Here is a 20,470-nt window from a genome sequence, read left to right on the forward strand (position 1 = left end):
ACAGTTCAGTTATCCATTTTTTATTTTATCTGGCAGTAAACCTGCCATTTTTGTACTTCTTACAATCTTCTGATATCAGCTCCCAAATTGCTCAAACGAATATCAATATCCTGATACCCTCTGTCAATTTGTTCAATATTGTGAATCACACTACGTCCTTCTGCTGAAAGTGCAGCGATTAAAAGTGATACTCCTGCTCGAATATCCGGAGAAGTCATTTGTATTCCTCTCAAAGGATACTTTCTATCTAATCCGATGACTGTTGCCCTATGTGGGTCACAAAGTATAATCTGCGCCCCCATATCAATTAGTTTGTCAACAAAGAACAAACGAGATTCAAACATTTTCTGATGAATCAATACCGCACCTTTTGCCTGTGTTGCCACCACCAAAATAATACTCAACAAATCCGGAGTAAACCCAGGCCATGGGGCATCAGATATCGTCATAATTGACCCGTCGATAAACGTTTCAACTTCGTAGGATTCCTGAGCAGGGATAAATAAATCATCTCCTCTCAATTCCATCTGAATTCCAAGCTTTCGGAATACGTCAGGAATAATCCCCAAATTTTCGTACGACACATCTTTGATCGTAATTTCCGATTGTGTCATCGCTGCCAGTCCTATAAATGAACCGATTTCGATCATATCCGGAAGAATTCTGTGGAAACAACCTCCCAACTTGTCTACTCCATCAATTTCGAGACGATTAGACCCTATTCCTGCAATTTGTGCTCCCATACTATTCAGCATTTTACACAATTGCTGTAGATAGGGTTCACACGCTGCATTGTAGATCGTTGTATGTCCTTCTGCCAATACAGCTGCCATTACAACGTTTGCCGTTCCGGTTACAGAAGCCTCGTCGAGATGAATATAGGTTCCCTTAAGTTTTTTTGCTTTAACAGAGTAAAAATACTCTTCCGCATCAAAATTGAACTCAGCACCCAATCTTGCAAATCCTTCAAAATGCGTATCCAGTCGTCTACGTCCAATCTTATCTCCTCCGGGTTTAGGAATAAACCCTTCTCCGAATCTAGCCAGTAACGGTCCAACAATCATGATCGACCCCCGAAGGCTACTTGCCCGATTTTTAAAATCTTCCGAACGCAAATAATCCAGATCAATTTCTTTGGCCTGAAAAATGAAAGTTCCTTTTTCAACCTTCTCCACTTTTACACCCATTGCCTGTAAAAGAGAGATTAACTTATTCACGTCAATAATATCCGGAAGATTGGATATGGTTACTTTATCTTCTGTCAAAAGTACCGCACACAAAATCTGAAGCGCTTCATTCTTCGCTCCCTGGGGAACTAATTCTCCCTTTAGTTTCTTTCCTCCGTATATTTCAAATGATGCCATTCTTATCTCTTTTTCTTATTTTTCCCTTTGAGCGGTTTTTTCTTACGCGCATTCGGATTCACCCCAATCGATCTCAAGATCTGATTGGTTGAAGTAAGATCTTCAGGGTCTTCTACCTGTAACTTTCCGTTTGATAATTCGGAAAGTTGATTCATAATAACTTTGTTTTCAACTGTATCATTGTTATACGTTAGATACAGTTTCTTCATGATATTCGCCAAACGTCTTGTAACTGCACTTTTCTCTTCCGGATCAGATATTACAAGTGCTTTTTTAATCATTTCCTGAATATTATGACCATAGTGTCCGTAACGGATCGAATTTTTAGGATATCCGAGCCTCTCGGGTCTTTCTTCAAGAGTTTCTCTGCTTGGAATCGGGTAAGGTGAATCTACATCCAGTTGGAAATCGGACATTATGAACAAATGAGTCCATAATTTGTGCTTAAAGTCATCCACATCTCTCAAATGCGGATTTAACTGTCCCATCACCTCAATAATCGCCTTTGCTGCCCGATTTCGTTCGTCTCTGTCTTCTATTTTACGTGCAAAATCAATCATCTTCTGCACGTTTCTGCCATACTCAGGAATGAGCATTTTCGGCCGAACCGTATTATATTCCATTCTAAAATACTCGTATTTACCTCAAAAGTAATAAAAAGCGAAAAACTATCACGTATTAATTTTGTGAAAAAGCCAAATATCCTAAAAACAAAAAGGCCGCCAAAGGGCAGCCTTTCTGACTATAGTGTCACTAGGTTTCTTATTTCACTGTTGCCAAGAAAGCTGAGCTTTCAAAGAACTTAATAAATTCTCTGTCTTTAGCTGCTTTAGCTTTCAATGAAGCATCTTTACCAAAAGCAGACTTAAGATTGTTTACTACTGCATTTTCGTTGTTTTGTCTTGCAGCAATAATTGCTTTCAGGTAGTAAGACATTGCTTCTTCTTTAGCGTCAGCTTCGTCAATTGTAGATGATGCTGCGTCAAGATTTCCTGCCAATACCTGAGCTAAAGCCTTGTTAAATGTTTTCTCGTCTCCCATGTTTGAAACTGCATCTTCATACTTACCGTCCTGAATGTTTGCAATTCCCATGTTGTATTTCACTTCAGCACCTGCTGACATAGCCTGACCATACAATTCTTTTGCTTTTGTACGATCTCCTGAAATGTGGGCAATAACACCAAGGTTATTCAACGACTGAGGGTTCTCCTGCATATTATTCGCTTTCTCAAACTTCGCTTTCGCCTCGTTTGTTTTTCCTTGTAGGAATAATACATATCCAACATTGTTAGGTCCTCTCCAATCTTCTGAGTACAATCTCTCAACTTCTTTGTAGATACGAAGTTTTTCATTAAGATCATCTGTCAATGTAGCTGCAAACAACAACTCTTCCACTTTCAATGTATCAGGGTTTGTTTTTGCCAATGCAGTCAATTCTTCATCTGAATATCCTGTAAGGTCATACACAAAGTTAATTTGTGAACGACGCAACTGAGGCAATACATTTTTCTCAAGGTAATCAAATGTTTTAGCCATGTTACGCATTTCTTTCTCACGTTGAGCAGGATCACTGTACATGCTCAACACACGTAATACAAGATTCTTCTCATCTTCCTGCATTTCAGACTTTTCAAGTTCAGCCTTAAATCCAGCCCAGTCTTCCCCTTTCGCCTGAAGATTGAACGACTCATCTGCCTGACCAAACTCATTCTTTGCTTTCTTAGCAATAGAAGCTGTTGCTTTCTTTCCTGACTCAGAACGAGCCGTTGACAATTCATTGTTTCTTCCTTCTTCACCTTCAGGAGATGCGTAAGCAAGAATATTGATTGTTTTAGGAGCAATTTTAGGATTTGTCTGCGCTGCTGCCATGAACGCTTCAAAAGCCTTGATATCTTCATCCTTCATTTCAGCAGGACGAACATTACTCATATTTTTAAGATAGTTGATCTGTGCCTTAGCTACCTCTTCCGTCACTCGTTGGAACTGATCCGCACCGATAAGTACTTTTTGATCATTCTGAACAAGGTAAGGAGTGATTATTGTTGCATCAGCGATCTTTTCGGGACCAAACTGATCTTTCTCTTTTCCTTTTTTATAAACTACACCGGAAACAGATAATTCCGATTCTTCCATTGAAGGCTTGTAAGCAACTACATCTGTATAGGTAAATTTCCCACCAGGTTTAAACATAATTGTTTGTCCGTTACCTTCAGCTTTTTCACCCTGGATTGTGATTGTTTTTAACGCAACCCCTCCAACAGAAGGAGTTATTTCGACAGAAGCCTTCTTATTCAACCCTTTTTCAGGGAGAACACCTTCTACCTTGATTCGTACGCTATCTCCGTGCATCTCTAATGGATCCGGAGTAACCGTATAATCTACATCTTTCAACAAGTCACAACTTGTTGTCGTCAAACCACCTGCCAACGCTATAGCTGCAAGTCCTTTTAAGCTTTGATTCTTCATTATAAACCTAGTTTTTAGCTTTTCCAGTTAATTACTGTGCAATAATAATGATTTTTTTTAGTTCTTAAAAAAGTACCCCCATTTTTTATGACTATTTAAGATTTAGCAAATATTCTGGGCTCTCTCATCTCTTTTTTATCAGCTAAAATTTCCCGGATAGTTAATTGACTCAGAGGATCTACCCATTCTCCTGCTATTTCAACAACCGGAAATAACACAAATTCCCGCTCGGAAAAAGAAGGATGCGGAATAATGAGTTGCTCAGACACTAAGACCTGCCGATCGTAAAAAATAATATCCAAATCGATTGTTCTGGAGGTATAACCTTCACCAGGAACAACAACTCTTCCCATATTTGCTTCAATACTTTTCAATCGCTCCAGAAGCGCCAATGGAAACAACTCTGTATCAACGATCAAAGCCGCATTTAAAACATCAACCTCCGCTTCAAAACCGACAGGTTTCGTCTCATAGAGAGAAGATACACTTATCACCTTCCCTATCTTTCTGATTTCCTGAATTGCTTTTTTTAAATATTCTATGCGAGGTTCAATATTTGACCCCAAAGCAACTACAACTTTTGCCATATCCCATTTTTAATTGCCGCTAATATACATTATTGTGCCATCTATCAAACTTTAGAACTTACTCAACATAAAAAACGCTAATTTTACATTAGAATTAAACGCGATACATTATGAGCACACCACAAATTTCCTTTTGGAAAGTATTCTGGCCCAGTTTAACTGCCATTATAGTTTCTTCTGTTTTCAGCTCCATTTTCTTTTTCCTGTTTTTAGGAGCAACGATTGGTGCTTTCACAGCCGGATTTGAGACAAAAAAGCTGCAGATTGAAGACAATAGTATTTTACATCTTCAACTGAACGAACCAATTACTGATAAAACCAACGCTTCCTTCAATCCTGTTGAATTTAAATTCGACGGAACAACTGGTCTTGTTGACCTGCTAGTGGGAATAGAAGAGGCAAAAAATGACAGCAAAGTAAAAGGTATTTTCATTGAACTTTCGAATCTTCAGTGCGGAATGGCAAGTCTTTTTGAACTAAGAAAGGCATTGGAAGATTTTAAGGAATCTGGAAAATTTATTGTTGCCTATAACTCCGGAGAAGTTATCACTCAAAAAGAATATTTATTGACTTCTGTTGCAGACGAAAATTATGGATTTCCGACGTCTACTATGGAATTTCTTGGTCTTGGCGGAGAATATATGTTTTTCAAAAACCTGTTTGATAAGTTAGACCTTGAAATGCAGGTTATACGCGGTCCTAACAATGACTTCAAAAGTGCTGTTGAACCTTATTTTCTTGATAAAATGAGTGACAGTGCCAGATTTCAGGCACAACGCTACCTAAACAGTATTTGGGAAGACTATTTAACGGTTGTCAGTTCTTCCAGAGGTGTCAGTGTTACTGAACTCGATGAAATTGCGGAAAATGTTAAAATTCGTAGAACAGGAGATGCTGTAAAGTACAAATTACTGGACGCTACGAAATATCAGGATGAAGTTTACTCTCTGCTTAAAAAGAAAGTCAATAAAGCTGAAAAAGACGATCTAAAGCTCATTAAATTCACAACCTATGCCCGTAAAAAAGCACGAGAAAAGCGTACGTTAGACGATGCTAAAGATGCTAACATTGCTGTAATTTTAGCCGAAGGAGGAATTGCAACAGACGGAGAAGGCATTGTCTCTTCCGAATTGGTTAAACAAATTCGTGAAGCACGTGAAGAAGATGATATCAAAGCTGTCGTTTTCCGTGTAAACTCTCCGGGAGGAAGTGCTCTTGCAAGTGAAGAAATCTGGCGGGAAATAACCCTAACGAAAGAGCAAAAACCTGTTATTGTAAGTATGGGTAATGTTGCCGCATCTGGAGGTTATTATATTTCAGCTCCGGCCAGCCGTATTTTTGCAGAATCCACAACAATTACAGGATCAATTGGTGTATTTGGTGTAATTCCCTATACAGGAAAAATGCTTGAAGAAAAAGTTGGTCTTTCTTTTGACCGAATAAGTACAAATTCTCACGCTGTCATGTCCACCAACAGAAAACTGACGGAAGATGAAATGAGTATTATTCAGAAAGAGGTTGATCAGATTTACGAAGAGTTTGTAGCGATTGTTGCAAAAGGAAGAAACCTGACACCTGAACGTGTAAACGCAATAGCTCGCGGACGTGTCTGGACCGGTAAAGATGCATTGGCAATCGGACTGGTAGATGAGTTAGGTGGTTTAAATGATGCTATTGCCTACGCTGCAAAAGAAGTAAACATCAAAGAACCGATTATCACCTATTTCCCGAAATCGAAGCGAGATCAGTTTATGGAAATTCTTGAAGCGATTACGGAGGAAGAGGATATGGATGCACAGATGAGAACAAACTCTACGCTTAGCCAACAAGTTTTGACCATTATGAATAACATGAAAGAAATTGATAACATGAAAGGTATTCAAATGCGTATGCCGTATCTCATGGAGATTCATTAGATCTAATTATTCCAGTTTAGCAAGGGTTGTCTGTTGTCAGACAACCCTTTTTTATATTTTACAGGACGTATAAACCGTGTGTATAATTAGACCTAAATTCCTGCAAGCACTTTTTATCGTATCATTTCACGGACTAAGATCTACATCTACTTCCAGACTTCTTAAGAGACTTAAAAGAACAGTTCAATTTCATACCCGGTATGCTTACGGATATTAAGAACTCTATCATCGTTTAATAACAAATACTGTCCTTTCACCCCTTGTAGAACACCTCGTATTTCCTCCTCCTTGTCAAAGCTCACTGACTTGATCTTTTCCGGGTATTGCAGTACGGGATATTCAAACGTCATCACCTCATCATCGTCTGAGATAAAACTACTAATATCGGAAGGAAGCATTTCTTCAAGACGCCACTTTTCCTCAATAAGGTCTACTGATTCATCGTTTACATTTTTCAACATATTTCGCCAGTTGGTTTTATCCGTGTAGAAAGATTTAAGCGCAACTTCAATTCTTCCTGCCTCATATCTATTGGGTGTTTCAGCCAGCCGAATCGCCTGATAAGCTCCCTGATCTATCCAGCGAACCGGAACCTGTTGACTTCGTGTAACTCCCACTTTAACCTGATCTGTCAATGCCAGATACACAACATGGGGCTGGTTATGATTACGCTGTTCCCACTCAACATCTCTCCCCTCCCCCAAATGTGCTCTACACAGCTCAGGTCGGATAATACATTCGGACGACTCCGGCGCATTGATAAAACACTTGTAACAAAAGCCCTGTCCAAATGATTTTTTGGTTACTGCTCCACACGAAGAGCAATGAATAATACCGGTATGTTTCAAAAGAATTTCATTCCCCAGAAGTTCATTCATATTAACTCCGGTATCAAATGCCATTGTATATTGTATAGGTTCACCATGCTGAACCGTCATTTTGCGTAAATCTCCTTTAACCATAGACACAAAGTTAGTAAGTTACGTGTAGATTCTATTCCTTGCTTAAAAAGTAATTTATTTTATTCTCCTATTATTTCGATAGGAAATATATTATTTCTACTTTTGTCAAAATTTTTCAGATTTTTGACAAAGGAAATAAGAAGCATGCGAGACGAAAAAAGCAAACACTTACAAAAACTACTTCAGGAAGTATGTAGTGAGTATACATCCGGGATCGTTTTCTCAACCAGTCTGAGCATGGAAGATCAGGTAATTACTCATCATATTTTTTCAAACAATCTGCCTATATCTGTATTTACACTGGATACGGGACGACTGTTTCCGGAAACATACAAAGTGCTTGAGAATACGAGAAATCGCTACAAGAAACCCATTCAGGTTTTCTTCCCAAACCATTCAAAAGTAGAAGAGCTTGTCAACCATAAGGGAATGTTCAGTTTCTATGAATCACCTGAAGACAGAAAGACATGTTGCCATATACGAAAAGTAGAACCTCTTAACAGAGCGTTGAAAGGTGCTAATGTGTGGATAACAGGACTAAGAGCCGAACATTCGGAAAGCAGAAGCGGATTATCCGTATTTGAGGAAGACACAACCCGTCAGCTCGTGAAAGTCAATCCGTTGTTAGACTGGACAACCGAAGATATTACCAGCGAAATTAAACAGCACTCAATTCCTTACAACCCTTTGCATGACAAAGGTTTCATTAGCATTGGTTGTCAGCCTTGTACCCGGGCTGTAAAGGCAGGAGACGATTTTCGTTCCGGACGCTGGTGGTGGGAAGATAAATCAAAAAAGGAATGTGGGTTACACACGACTAACTAATAAAGTAATGGATTATTTAGATCATCTGGAGGCAGAAGCCATTCATATTATGCGCGAAGTTGCAGGGCAATTCGAACGTCCTGCGTTGTTATTCAGCGGAGGAAAAGACAGTATTACACTGGTACATCTTGCACTAAAAGCATTTCGTCCCGGGAAACTTCCTTTCCCGCTTGTACATGTTGATACAGGGCATAATTTCCCCGAAGTACTTGAATTCCGGGATAAACTGGCACAAGAACTGGGAGAGAAACTTATTGTACGAAAAGTAGAAGATACGATAAAACGACAAGGGCTTCAGGATGGAAAAGGAAAATTCCCCAGTAGAAATGCACTTCAAACCTACACTCTACTTGAAGTTATTGAAGAGTTTGAATTTGATGCATGCATCGGGGGAGCAAGAAGAGACGAGGAGAAGGCTCGTGCCAAAGAACGCATTTTTTCTGTTCGTGACGAATTCGGTCAATGGGATCCGAAAAAACAACGCCCCGAGCTATGGAATATTTACAACGGGCGCATTGATCAGGGAGAAAATGTCCGCGTCTTTCCTATAAGCAACTGGACAGAACTGGATGTATGGAATTATATCAAGCGCGAAAAGATTGAACTTCCGCATATTTATTTTTCACACCCAAGGGAATGTATTTATACAGAACATGGTCAGCTCATGACAACCAATGAGTTTGTTACCCTTTCACATGAAGACAAAATTGTAACGAAGGATGTTCGGTACAGAACAGTTGGTGATATGACCTGTACAGCTGCTGTGGAGAGTATTGCTTATACCGTTGATGATATCATTGACGAAATAACAGTGACAAAAATCAGTGAACGCGGAGCTACTCGAATGGATGACAGAGCAAGCGAAGCTGCAATGGAAGACAGAAAGAAAAACGGATATTTTTAAACACATGGATTTACTACGATTTTTTACTGCGGGGAATGTTGATGATGGAAAAAGTACACTCATCGGACGCTTGTTATATGATAGCAACTCCATTTCAACAGACATTATAGAAACCCTTACAAAACAGAGTAAAACCATTACGGAAGATACAGGTATTGACCTTGCTCTTCTTACAGATGGATTACGCGCAGAAAGAGAACAGGGAATCACTATTGATGTAGCATACAAGTACTTCTCTACTCCTAAAAGAAAGTTCATTATTGCCGATACTCCGGGGCATGCAGAGTATACACGTAATATGTTTACGGGGGCTTCTACAGCTGATCTTGCGATCATACTTATTGATGCCAGAAACGGTATTACCGATCAAACGAAAAGACATTCTATTATTTCATCTATTCTCAGAATTCCGGAAATCATTCTTGTAGTAAATAAGATGGACCTTACCGGTTATAGCGAAGCAATATTCGATTCGATTCAGGAGGAATATACTGAATTCGCTAAAAAAATAGGATTAAAAAAAGTGACCTTTATTCCTGCAAGTGCTCTTGCCGGAGATAATGTAGTGCGTAAATCAGAGCATATGCCCTGGTATGAAGGAGGTACACTGCTGGACTATCTGGAAAACTGCCCTTCAGAACGAGACGAAGAAATTTCCGGACAGGGAAGGTTTCAGGTACAGTACATCATTCGCCCGCAGACGGAAGAACTTCATGATTACAGAGGTTATGCAGGGTCTGTACTAAGTGGAACACTGAAAAAAGGAGAACTTATTGACATTTTTCCATCCGGACAAACCAGTAGAATTATCAAAATTGAAAAAGAAGGAAACGAAGTTGAGGAAGCCACAACGAACGAAGCTGTAATTATTCATATCGATGATGATATAGACATCAGTCGAGGAACAACATTTTCCTCCAGCTCATCAGGACTACAGGTCGAAAAAGATCTTGAAGCTACTCTTTGCTGGATGGACAACAAGAGTTTCCAACCCGGACAAAAATTTATCCTTATGCAAAACAGCTTTTCAACAAAAGCACGGATTAAAGAAGTTTCCGGTAAAATTGATATTCATAGCTATGATCGTGTATCGGAACACACCAATTTACACCTGAACGAATTCGGTGTCGTCAGTATAAAAACAGCCGTTCCTGTCGCTTATGATCCATTTGACAAGAATACGCGAACAGGGGCTTTTATTCTGATAAATGAGAATACCAATAACACGGTTGCTGCAGGTGTACTTCACTAACTAATCTTCCTGTGTAAACCGGTTGAATCAACTGATTCTTAACAGAGGCGATGGTAAGCGTTCAATTTAGTGTATCTTTGCCAAAAATTCAGGCATGACTTTTCACGATTTGAATCTGAACAAACCACTTTTGAGAGCACTTGATGACATGGAGTTGAGTACACCTACTCCTATTCAGAAAGATGCTTTCTCAGTCATTATGTCCGGGCGTGATGTGCTTGGAATTGCGCAAACCGGTACGGGTAAAACACTTGCTTACCTCCTACCCTCTTTGCGATTGTGGAAGTTCACAAAAGATATTCACCCACAAGTTATTATTATTGTTCCTACAAGAGAGCTTGTTGCGCAGGTTGTTGATGAAGCACAAAAACTGGGAGCTTATCAGAACGTTCGTATCCTTGGTGTATATGGTGGTGCCAATATCCGTACGCAGGAAGCTAGCATCCGTGAGGGAGTGGATATTCTGGTTGCAACACCGGGGCGTCTGAATGATCTCATTTTAAATGGAGCACTTGCTACAAAAGCTGTTAAGCGTCTGATTATTGACGAGGTAGATGAAATGTTAAGCCTCGGGTTCCTTCCTCAATTAAAAAATATTCTGGACTTACTTCCTGAACGCAGACAGAATCTTCTTTTCTCTGCAACTGTAAGTCCTGAAATTGAAGACCTAATTGCCGATTTCTTTACAAATCCTGAAAAAATAGAAGCGACTCCTTCAGGAGTGCCGGTAGCGAAAATTGAGCAAGTTGCATTTGCAGTTCCCAATTTCAATACGAAGTATAATTTGCTTCTTCATCTTTTGGAGGACAAGAAACTGTACACCAAGACTATTGTTTTTGTTTCTTCACGGAAATTTGCAGATAAAGTAGCCGAAAAACTCGAAAACGATCTACAGGAAACGATTGGTACCATTCACTCCAACAAAGCACAAAATACGCGTTTTGGAGTTACCAATAGTTTTGAGTCAGGTGAAATCCGTGTGTTGGTAGCAACCGATCTTTTCGCCAGAGGACTGGATATTTCTGATGTCTCACATGTTATCAACTTCGATATGCCGGATGAAGCAGAGTTTTATCTGCATCGTATTGGGCGTACCGGGCGTGCTGAACAACGTGGAAAATCTGTTTCTTTCTACACCGAAACTGAAATTCCGAAAAAAGAAGCTGCAGAAAGTTATATGAACCAGCGTATTCCTGTACTGGAAATACCTGAAGATGTAGCAATCTCGGATGAACTTATTGAGGAAGAAAAAGAGATCATACGTGTACCCAATGTTCAGGTAAAACTGGCAACCAACCCTTTCCGACGAGGATCGGATGACGATGGCTTAGGAGGCCGAAAAAGAGCTACTCGTAAGGCACCTGTCAAGAAAAAGAAAAAAAGAAAATAACTCATTCATAAGCTGAATAAATGACAATCCAAAGAGGACAACTGGTTGAACTTGAAATAACTGATTTTGCTTTTGGTGGAAAAGGAATTGCGCGCATACCTTCCGAAGAAGGAAGCTATCCGGTTTTTGTAGATAATTCCTGGCCGGGACAAACGGTCCTTGCCCGGGTTACCAAAAAGAGAAAAAGACACGCTGAATGTTCACTGGTAAAGGTTCTCAAGAAGTCTCCTGAGGAAGTTCAGCTTTCTTATCAGCCTATTTCCGGTGCTCCCTATATTTTCGTTCCGGTTGAGCGTCAGATCGCGTGTAAGCGTCAAACGACACTGGATGTGTTTCGAAAAATCGGTAAGATACAGGATATTGAAGATCGATTTGATGAATTTATCGCTTCGCCTGCCGTATTTAACTATCGAAATAAAATGGAGTATTCGTTCTCCTGCATCGAACACGACATTGCAACCGATGAAGAGATTGACGATGCTTTTGCGTTAGGTTTCAAGCACAGAGGAACCTGGTGGAAAGTTGAAAGTCTGAATGCAGAATCCGGGCTATTTGATAGCGAATGGGAAAATAAACTTTCAATTGTACGGGAGTACCTGAAACAAACGGAACTTCCTGCATGGCACCCTCCCAGAAAAGAAGGCTTCTTTCGTCATATCGTTGTCAGAAAATCCTTTTTTCAGGATCAATTATTAGTTAACCTTGTTACCTCTTCCGAAGGTCTTGATCGTTTTGACGCAGATGCATTCGGACAAAAACTTAAGGAATTGTTTGGTAACCGGATTGCCGGTTTTCAGCACACTATAAATGACAATGTAGCCGATCGTGCAAAAATCGAAAACGGTACCTGGCGATTGGTTTTCGGGGAAGAAAAAATCATTGAAGACCTGCTCAATCTGAAATTTGAAATTTCGATGGAGAGTTTCTTCCAAACGAATCCTAAAAGTGCTGAAAAGCTATACACCAAAGCTCTGGATTATGCCTTTGAAAATAATGATCTGGACAATAAAGTCCTTATGGACCTTTTTTGTGGAACAGGAACCATTGGTCAGATTTTATCAACCCGAACAAACAATACGGAAATTATCGGAGTAGATATCGTTCCCGAAGCCATCGAAGACGCCAAACGAAACGCCAAACGAAATGCCATTGATACGATCAATTTCTACGCTGCCGATGTTGGAAAATTCCTAAAAGAATTCCCTCAATATGCGGGCAAAATAGCAACGATCATTCTTGATCCGCCGCGAGCAGGAATCGCTCCAAAGACTTTACAAAAAGTAATTGATCTTAAAGCTGATCGCATTGTCTATATTTCCTGTAATCCTGCTACACAGGCACGGGATACGGAAACTCTTCAGGAGAATGGATATGTATTGGAAAAAGTATCTTTTGTGGATCAATTCCCTCATACCAGTCACATTGAATCCGTCGCTAAATTTGTTCGTCAATAATACGCGAACAAATCTGGGTTAAAATTGATTACGTAAACAAAAATGCTTCTTTCTTCAGAAGAGAAGTCACTATTCTCTACTTTGAGCTAACCGATCTGGAGGCTATTTACCCACTTTACACTCAATATATTCTTGATGTATCTCCCCAGGGGTGGTATCCTTCTCCGATATAATTAAAACCATACTTCTCATACTATCCAACATGATCTGTACATAAATACACATTGTCAAAACCAGCTGTACCAGCATCTGTTCCGGATGCTCTCTTACCTATATAATCTTCATTATCTCTTCCATTTATTCTGGTTCACCCTATCGAAAATAAGTAGGGGAAATCTGCAAATGTTCCATTTCTTTACCTGTCAACACTTTAGTCCCTGCTGACTGAAATCCCAACTTCAAATACAGTTTTTTCGCATTAGGATTCTCTTTATCCACCAATAAACCAAGTGTTTCTCCTTTTTGTATGACGTACTCATCGATAAGAAAACGTAAGATCATTGATCCGATTCCTTTTCCCTGCTGATCTGGTTTTACTCCTATACAATCAATATAATATTCTCCTTTTTCCGTTTCATCTTCCAGGTGTAATTCCCGGTTGTAAACCTGTTTCAACATCGACATAACCGGTTTTCGCAATTCATTCAGACGGGCTCCATCATAAAGAACAGCTGCAGCTACCACCTTCTTATTTTCATCCTCCACAACCCAGCTATTTTCATACGAATACTGATTTGCTCTTTCCCGGGTCATACTTCGCAAAAATGCAATTGCTTTTTCAGTATTTTCCTCTCCAATAAAACGATAGGTTATGTCTCCCATTGCCAGAAAAATACAATCTGCCAGAATCTCTGAATCGTTTGGTGTCGCCTTTCGTATTAACATGATTTATTACTTTATATTATCAGAAAATATAGCACTCATTCCTTACATAATTTACTAAAATACTTTTCTCTGAAGAAGGAATTCAAATCGCGTTCTATTTTTTCTCCGTTTTGTTTTATATACCACTCAGAATCGCAATAGGGTAATTTAACAAGGGAATCTCCTTCTTCGATTTCACGATAGATATAGAACGGCACCTTTCTCTCAAACCATTCCGTATTCAATACAATATACCCTGTTCTACCGGTACTCTTCTCCTCCAGTTTTTTCGTAATTATGCCCGAATAAGACAGGGTATGAATTTCAAAATACTCTTTTTCAAGAAAGGAGACAGATTTATGCTGTAGGCTTACAATAATAACGGGGATTACTATAACCGGAATAAAAACAAACAGAAGAAGTTTTACAATCAAACTTTCATGTTTATAGTCTTTCTCTTTAATATGAAAATACTGATACAAGTTCTATATTTGGGCTGAAACTACAAAAATAACAATTATCTGCGCTGTATGTAATCAGGTATTTCAGTCTTGTTTACATCAAATAACTCCCCGAAAGTATGATAACAGTATACCCTGAAAACATAAAATTTAAATACCAATGGAGAAGCTACCAACAGCGTGTACTGGATGAATTACAAGATCATTTGACAGACAAGCACCTTCATGTAATAGCACCTCCGGGTTCAGGAAAAACTGTTCTGGGGTTACAAGTCGCGTTACAATTAAATAAACCTACTCTTATTTTAGCTCCTACCATATCTATTCGAAATCAGTGGATTCAACGATTCTGTGAATTATTTCTCCAGACATCAACTACCCCGGATTGGATTTCGAGAGATATCAGAAATCCGAAATTTATGACGGTTATAACTTATCAGGCACTTCATGCTGCCTGTAAAAGGGATGTGGAAAAAATTATCGATGGGTTAAAAGCGCAAAATACGCAAACGATTGTAGTAGATGAAGCACATCATCTAAAAAATGAATGGTGGCAATCCCTAATGAAAATAAAAAATAGTCTTGACTCGGTTATTGTAGGTCTGACAGCCACTCCTCCTTATGACGTTACAGGAGCAGAATGGCAGCGATATATGGATATGAATGGTCCTGTCGATACTGAAATATCAGTTCCTGAACTGGTCCTTGAAAATGATTTATGTGCTCATCAGGATTACGTGTATTTAACACTTCCGACAGAAAAAGAAAATGAGAGAATAACGCAATTCAGGCAAACTATAAATAAGTTATATCAGGAAATCAGTACGGATACCACACTGGTAGAAGCAATTACTAATCATCCTATTTGGCGAGCTCCTCTCAAGAATCTGGACTGGATTTACAATAACTTATCTTACTACTCATCCTGTCTCATATTCCTTCATTCCAACTCTATTGAGGTTTCTAAAGAACATCTGGAAGTAATTGGTGACAAAAAGCTCTACTTACCCCCACTTGATTATAACTGGTTAGCTACCTTACTTGAATTTTACCTGTATAAAGACAAAGAATATTTTAATGATTATACTGTCCATAAAGACGCTATAGAAAACAAACTAAAAAGACACGGAGCTATAGAAAGACGTCAGATTAACTTTTTACACAACAGAAAAGTAACTGAATCTCTTACAACAAGTATTAGTAAGTTAAATGGTATCAAAGAAATCACTGACTTTGAGTATAATCAATTAGGAAGTGATTTGCGCCTAGTCATACTTACGGATTACATACGTAAAGAGTTCTTCGTTAATACTTCTGAAAACAACCTAGAACTGAATAAAATTGGTGTTATGCCAATTTTCGAAAGACTCCGGCGTCAGAATATTAAAAACAAGAAAATAGGAGTATTAACCGGTTCTCTTGTTATTATTCCTAAAACGGCACTACCTTTATTCAAAGAAAAAGCTGCTCCGAACGATATTTCTTTTTCAGTAGTCCCCTTTGACGACAATTACCTTTTGATTCATCCAACTGAAGGTCTTAAACATACGATCGTTCATATTGTAACGGATGTTTTTCAATCAGGTGAAATTCAAATCCTTATCGGAACGAAAGCGTTACTTGGTGAAGGATGGGATGCTCCGGCAATCAATTCTCTTATTCTAGCCAGCTTTGTCGGATCTTTTGTCCTTTCTAATCAAATGCGAGGGAGGGCTATCAGAACGCAAAAGAATAACTCTGAGAAAACAGGAAATATCTGGCATATTGCCTGTATTGATTCTACAACTCCTTCCGGAGGAGATGATTATGAATTATTAAAAAGACGATTCAGAAGTTTTGTGGGAGTCTCCTTTGATTCTCCTCCTTCAATAGAAAATGGTATTAACCGTTTACGTCTGTCAAACAATATTTCCTCAAAAGAAGGAATTGAAAACGCTAATACAAAGATGTTCGAATTTGCTTCAAAACGGGAAAACCTAAAGTCTAATTGGCAAAAAGCATTAGAAGGAGGAACCACACTAATTGAAGAGATAAAGATTCCTTTCTCAGAAGAAAGGAGTTACCAACGAACAAAATCCATGTACCTCAATAAAACCCTTGCTAATTTTATTGCCACACTATCTTCCAGCGTTTTAACTTTTCTGGAAATCATTATTCATGCTATAGGTAAAAACTCTGGCAAGATCAGGACACTTCATGATTTTTATAACATATTAATCGGGGTAGGAGTACTCGGGGTTATTCTCTTTGGTAAAAACACTCTTAAAGCATTGAAGCTGTACATCAAGTACCGTGATATTTCAAAAGATATTGATAATATCGGTAAAGCCTTATTAAACTCGCTACTAAAAACAAACGTAATCCACACTGAGCGTTCCCTGTTAGAAGTTGTAACTTCTTTTGACGAATACGGTGCAGTATATTGTCATCTGGAGGGAGGAACAACATTTGAAAAATCAGCTTTTACTAATGCTCTGCATGAAATTGTGAAACCTGTAAATAATCCACGGTATATATTACTAAGAAAAAGTAAATTTCTGCTTCTGATACAACAAACAGACTATCATTCTGTACCTGAAATCCTGGGAAGAAATAAATCACTGGCAGAATATTTCAAGCTACAATGGGACAAAATAGTAGGTAGTTGTGAACTTATTTTTACCCGAACAATTGAAGGAAGGAAACTACTTTTAAAATCCAGGATGAAATCTCTCGCAGCACAACTGGATGATCAAACTGAACATATTAATAAATGGAGATAGTATCTGAGATTAATTTCCACCTGTTTTTTCAGCGATATAAAACAAGTCAAGGCATCTATCAGTAGCAGTATCAAGGTAAAAATCGGTCAGTGAAAGATCTAACATTCCTGATGAATTACATGATTTTAGTAATTTTCTCCGGTTGACCCTGTTCATTATATCGTATGGAACGCGAAGTAATGCTGCCGGACAGCGATATTGAAGCCGGAATATATCGTACCGGGTAATTCTTCGGACAGCTCGCCTATTCATATTGTAATAGGTCATCGCCCTCTCATTTCCATATACTCCTAATTCCCTGATTGGACCAAAATGTGACTGAAGCAGGATCGTAAACTCTTCCTTCGTATATTCTCTGACATGCCAGGGGTTTCTGGTCAATGACATGGTCTTATTAGGTGTACTGATAATCAGCTTTCCGCCGTCTTTCAATACTCTGTGGACTTCGGCAATAAAGTCTGCATCGTTCTTTATGTGTTCAATGACCTGAAATGAAATCACAAAATCAAAACTGTTATCAGGAATATTTGTCAAAGGCGGAACCTTCATCCTCAGATAATTGACACCATCGCGCTCAGGATAATCCCTTGTAACCTTTGTTTTGTCTATTGTAACAAATTTTTCCGTCAGTTTTGCAATCATTTCAACTCCATATCCACTACCTGTCCCAATTTCCAGTACGTTCCCCGAAACTATTCCTGCAACCTCGACATAGGCTAACAATGACCTTTGATAGACGTAGTTATCTGACATATCTTCATGCGACACCCTCTCAGCAGTTTGGATTATTCTCATTTCAATTCTTTACGTATTACTGGCAATTATGCCGATAAACGAAAAGACTAAAATGAAGGTTGGAAACAAAACATTGATTTACAACACATTGTTGTATTCCTAACTTGTTCGATACGGAAGATTAATGCTCTGTTTACAGATCAAGAGATTTTTTATTCTTTCTGGCATACTATTTTCGTCAATCAACGATGTTTTTTTCTAATAGCCATGTACCGGGGAGCTCCATCTCTTTCTTGATTTCGGCAGACAGATTCTCTTGGGTAAAACCATACGTATTCAGAGTTTCCCATAACTCTTTATCTGAGCGCAATAAACCAATCAGCCCCTCCTTTCCATGTACCCGAAACACTCTTTCACATATTACCGCCCCGATCATATAGGGTACAGGAGTCCCGTTTCTCATAAAGAGTCTTTCATAGGGTTCCAGGTGTTCAGCAAGTTGTATACTATTTTCCTGTATATATAGTTTGAAATATTCCCTGTTCTTTGCGTAATTATCCAGTCCGCTTCCTCCTGCATAGGTCGCCAGTCCTTCATTTAAAAAAGGTGGTAAAGAAGGAAATAATGTAGTACTATATACATGCATAATCTCGTGCATATAGTATTCGGAATCATTCCCCGAATACACAATGTTACCAGGGTCTACCATCCCTCCTATCGTGTCAAAATACATATTAGGCAAGTAATCGAAACCTTTGATTTCAAAAATTTGTTTCAGGGATTCACAGGAATAATAAGTGATCGGAACTTCAGGCGTCTCAAAAAATAAACAAACCTCACGAATAGCCTCTTTTTGCCGGGCTATTTCCTGATTATCCGGAGTTTTTCCCTTCGGGATATGATACGTGATGCTCCCTTCTGTAAAAACAGACCAGTCTTTTGTACAATAATCAGTAAGTCTTTTTAATTTCCATACTCCATTCACCCGAATAGCAAGTATATTATAAATGGCCCGAATGACATTTTCCCCGCTTTCACGATTGTATCCCACGAAGCCTATTTTAGCTATTTTTTCGTTTGAAGAGAGTGTAATAACCTCCATCAACGTTGGGCGAAAATGATTGTTTCCCCACCTGCTCTGCTCGATCTTAAAAAGATCTTTGTAGGGAACAACATATCTCTCAAAATCAGCTTGCAACCAGGAAGGATGAGAAGTTAAACTCTCATTTTTAGTACGAAGGAATTCAGAAACTACGTGAATAAGCTCTGTGATTCCCTTATCCGAGGTATCGACAGCCGGGGAGACAGACATGTAAACCGTCTCGCTCTCTTCATCTTGTGCCAGACAGGAAACGTGTATAAGAACCAGTAAAATGTAGATGATTTTATTCATTTTTACCACTTGATTTGGACTGTATCTGGTTAAAAAAGAATTTGATTACTTCAAAATTGACTTCTGACGTTGTCCAATGTCCCACTCCTTCAAAAGTAGAAAAAATTACCTGCACCTCATTTTCACGATAAATGGACTGACATTTCACATACCGTTCCTGTACCTCTCTGCCCAGATTAGTATTGATGATTTTCCGTTCTTTATTGCTGTAGGCATCCTCAAACTGTACGGCATCATTTTCATCCAGTTTTCCCATGTATATAAACTGCGGAATAGTCATATAAACTTTTCTGTCAAACTTTTTTCCGAACAGTTTATAAAAATCATTGACCCCCAAAGGGTAATTCAGTTTAACACCATTTATCGTTTCCTGCGGAAGCATCAGTTCTCCATTAAAACCACCCATAGCCAGTGCTTTAACCCGCTCCGGATGAATGTATGAAAAGCGATTGGTAAATGTAGCTGATGCCGAAAAGCCGTTCATCAGCACTTTTTCTTCGGTTTCAATTTGCATTATTGCTAAACGATTACGAGCATCCTCGATCATTGCTATCAACTGCAAATCCAATCGTTCCAGCTCTCCGGTTGCTCTTACCATCACATCTCTGTCCAATGCATGCGTGTATACAAGAGCTTTAGAGGCCGGTCGTGGAAAAATGGGAACCAACAGAGGGATTTTTAGCATCGTGGAAATATTATTTCCTACTGAACTGACTGCTGCCAAATCTATTGCGGCCCGTTTATGTACTTCAATACTATCAGAGGGTCTGCCAGTGTTATTAGGTTCCACCAGTAAACAAGTCATTTTATTCACGGGTGTTCCCTCAGGGATAAACAAAATATAATCGTGTTGAAATCCCTTCTCAGGATTCTTCCGAATGACGAGTAAACTATCCTTTACAGTAATTTCCTGCGTATAAACCGTGAAAAAAAGAAACAAAAAAGAGAGAATTATTACACCTCGCATACAGTTATTCTTAGTTTTTTATGATGGATGATAAAGATACAGAGTATATCAAAACTATATTTTTTCTTATGACTTCATTTTTCATCCAGAAAGTAAAAACCACAAAAAACGCTCCTAACACATAGATTATCAAACATTTATTTGGATTGTAAAACTATTTTTGCTAAG

General features: G+C 38.8%; 17 protein-coding genes. 7 read left to right on the forward strand and 10 right to left on the reverse strand.

The annotated features are described in order from the left end of the window. Positions 1-59: 59 nt before the first annotated feature. From murA to folK, 4 genes are all read right to left on the reverse strand, one after another. Positions 60-1,364 (reverse strand): UDP-N-acetylglucosamine 1-carboxyvinyltransferase, encoded by a 1,305-nt coding sequence (gene murA / locus ABDZ97_RS11390; protein WP_343787694.1) that lies wholly within the window; start codon positions 1,362-1,364, stop codon positions 60-62. A 2-nt stretch (positions 1,365-1,366) separates the two neighbouring features. After that, positions 1,367-1,987, reverse strand: a complete 621-nt coding sequence (locus tag ABDZ97_RS11395) for a DUF4290 domain-containing protein (protein WP_343787696.1) — start codon at positions 1,985-1,987, stop codon at positions 1,367-1,369. 139 nt (positions 1,988-2,126) lie between these two features. Beyond that, positions 2,127-3,830: a tetratricopeptide repeat protein gene (locus ABDZ97_RS11400; RefSeq protein WP_343787697.1), complete on the reverse strand. Its 1,704-nt coding sequence runs from the start codon at positions 3,828-3,830 to the stop codon at positions 2,127-2,129. A gap of 95 nt (positions 3,831-3,925) precedes the next feature. Then, positions 3,926-4,417, reverse strand: coding sequence for a 2-amino-4-hydroxy-6-hydroxymethyldihydropteridine diphosphokinase (folK, locus tag ABDZ97_RS11405; RefSeq protein WP_343787699.1), 492 nt, complete (start codon positions 4,415-4,417; stop codon positions 3,926-3,928). A gap of 110 nt (positions 4,418-4,527) precedes the next feature. Between folK and sppA the strand changes: the two genes are divergently transcribed. Continuing rightward, positions 4,528-6,333 (forward strand): signal peptide peptidase SppA, encoded by a 1,806-nt coding sequence (gene sppA, locus ABDZ97_RS11410; RefSeq protein ID WP_343787701.1) that lies wholly within the window; start codon positions 4,528-4,530, stop codon positions 6,331-6,333. Between the two features lie 170 nt (positions 6,334-6,503). Here the strand turns inward: sppA and ABDZ97_RS11415 are convergent, their stop codons facing one another. Further along, positions 6,504-7,295, reverse strand: a complete 792-nt coding sequence (locus tag ABDZ97_RS11415; RefSeq protein ID WP_343787703.1) for a DUF2797 domain-containing protein — start codon at positions 7,293-7,295, stop codon at positions 6,504-6,506. A gap of 144 nt (positions 7,296-7,439) precedes the next feature. Between ABDZ97_RS11415 and ABDZ97_RS11420 the strand changes: the two genes are divergently transcribed. The 5 genes from ABDZ97_RS11420 (at position 7,440) to rlmD (ending at position 13,120) form a co-directional block, all read left to right on the forward strand. Further along, on the forward strand, positions 7,440-8,120 hold the full coding sequence (locus ABDZ97_RS11420) for a phosphoadenylyl-sulfate reductase (RefSeq protein ID WP_343787705.1): 681 nt from the start codon (positions 7,440-7,442) through the stop codon (positions 8,118-8,120). Positions 8,121-8,127: 7 nt separating this feature from the next. Beyond that, a complete protein-coding gene (gene cysD / locus ABDZ97_RS11425) occupies positions 8,128-9,024 on the forward strand; it encodes a sulfate adenylyltransferase subunit CysD (RefSeq protein WP_343787707.1) in 897 nt (298 codons plus the stop codon). Positions 9,025-9,028: 4 nt separating this feature from the next. Then, a complete protein-coding gene (locus tag ABDZ97_RS11430; RefSeq protein WP_343787709.1) occupies positions 9,029-10,276 on the forward strand; it encodes a sulfate adenylyltransferase subunit 1 in 1,248 nt (415 codons plus the stop codon). A gap of 94 nt (positions 10,277-10,370) precedes the next feature. Then, positions 10,371-11,666, forward strand: a complete 1,296-nt coding sequence (locus ABDZ97_RS11435) for a DEAD/DEAH box helicase (protein ID WP_343787711.1) — start codon at positions 10,371-10,373, stop codon at positions 11,664-11,666. A 20-nt stretch (positions 11,667-11,686) separates the two neighbouring features. Further along, positions 11,687-13,120: a 23S rRNA (uracil(1939)-C(5))-methyltransferase RlmD gene (gene rlmD / locus ABDZ97_RS11440; protein ID WP_343787713.1), complete on the forward strand. Its 1,434-nt coding sequence runs from the start codon at positions 11,687-11,689 to the stop codon at positions 13,118-13,120. A gap of 312 nt (positions 13,121-13,432) precedes the next feature. On the opposite strand, the gene ABDZ97_RS11445 is transcribed toward rlmD, so the two are convergent. Both ABDZ97_RS11445 and ABDZ97_RS11450 read right to left on the reverse strand, forming a co-directional pair. After that, entirely contained in the window at positions 13,433-14,005 is a 573-nt protein-coding gene (locus tag ABDZ97_RS11445; RefSeq protein WP_343787715.1) for a GNAT family N-acetyltransferase, read from the reverse strand. A 35-nt stretch (positions 14,006-14,040) separates the two neighbouring features. Next, entirely contained in the window at positions 14,041-14,418 is a 378-nt protein-coding gene (locus ABDZ97_RS11450; RefSeq protein WP_343787717.1) for a hypothetical protein, read from the reverse strand. A 146-nt stretch (positions 14,419-14,564) separates the two neighbouring features. On the opposite strand from ABDZ97_RS11450, the gene ABDZ97_RS11455 reads away from it, so the two are divergent. Continuing rightward, positions 14,565-17,207, forward strand: coding sequence for a DEAD/DEAH box helicase family protein (locus tag ABDZ97_RS11455; protein ID WP_343787719.1), 2,643 nt, complete (start codon positions 14,565-14,567; stop codon positions 17,205-17,207). A 9-nt stretch (positions 17,208-17,216) separates the two neighbouring features. On the opposite strand, the gene ABDZ97_RS11460 is transcribed toward ABDZ97_RS11455, so the two are convergent. The 3 genes from ABDZ97_RS11460 to ABDZ97_RS11470 all read right to left on the reverse strand — a co-directional run bounded on the left by ABDZ97_RS11460 (position 17,217) and on the right by ABDZ97_RS11470 (position 20,302). Continuing rightward, a complete protein-coding gene (locus ABDZ97_RS11460; protein WP_343787721.1) occupies positions 17,217-18,002 on the reverse strand; it encodes a class I SAM-dependent methyltransferase in 786 nt (261 codons plus the stop codon). Between the two features lie 178 nt (positions 18,003-18,180). After that, a complete protein-coding gene (locus ABDZ97_RS11465; RefSeq protein ID WP_343787722.1) occupies positions 18,181-19,335 on the reverse strand; it encodes a hypothetical protein in 1,155 nt (384 codons plus the stop codon). Beyond that, positions 19,328-20,302: a hypothetical protein gene (locus tag ABDZ97_RS11470; RefSeq protein ID WP_343787723.1), complete on the reverse strand. Its 975-nt coding sequence runs from the start codon at positions 20,300-20,302 to the stop codon at positions 19,328-19,330. Before ABDZ97_RS11470 ends, ABDZ97_RS11465 begins: the two co-directional genes overlap by 8 nt. Between the last annotated feature and the right edge of the window lie 168 nt (positions 20,303-20,470).

The sequence above is a fragment of the Wandonia haliotis genome, from assembly GCF_039523435.1.
GTDB classification, from domain to species: Bacteria; Bacteroidota; Bacteroidia; order Flavobacteriales_D; family Crocinitomicaceae; genus Wandonia; species Wandonia haliotis.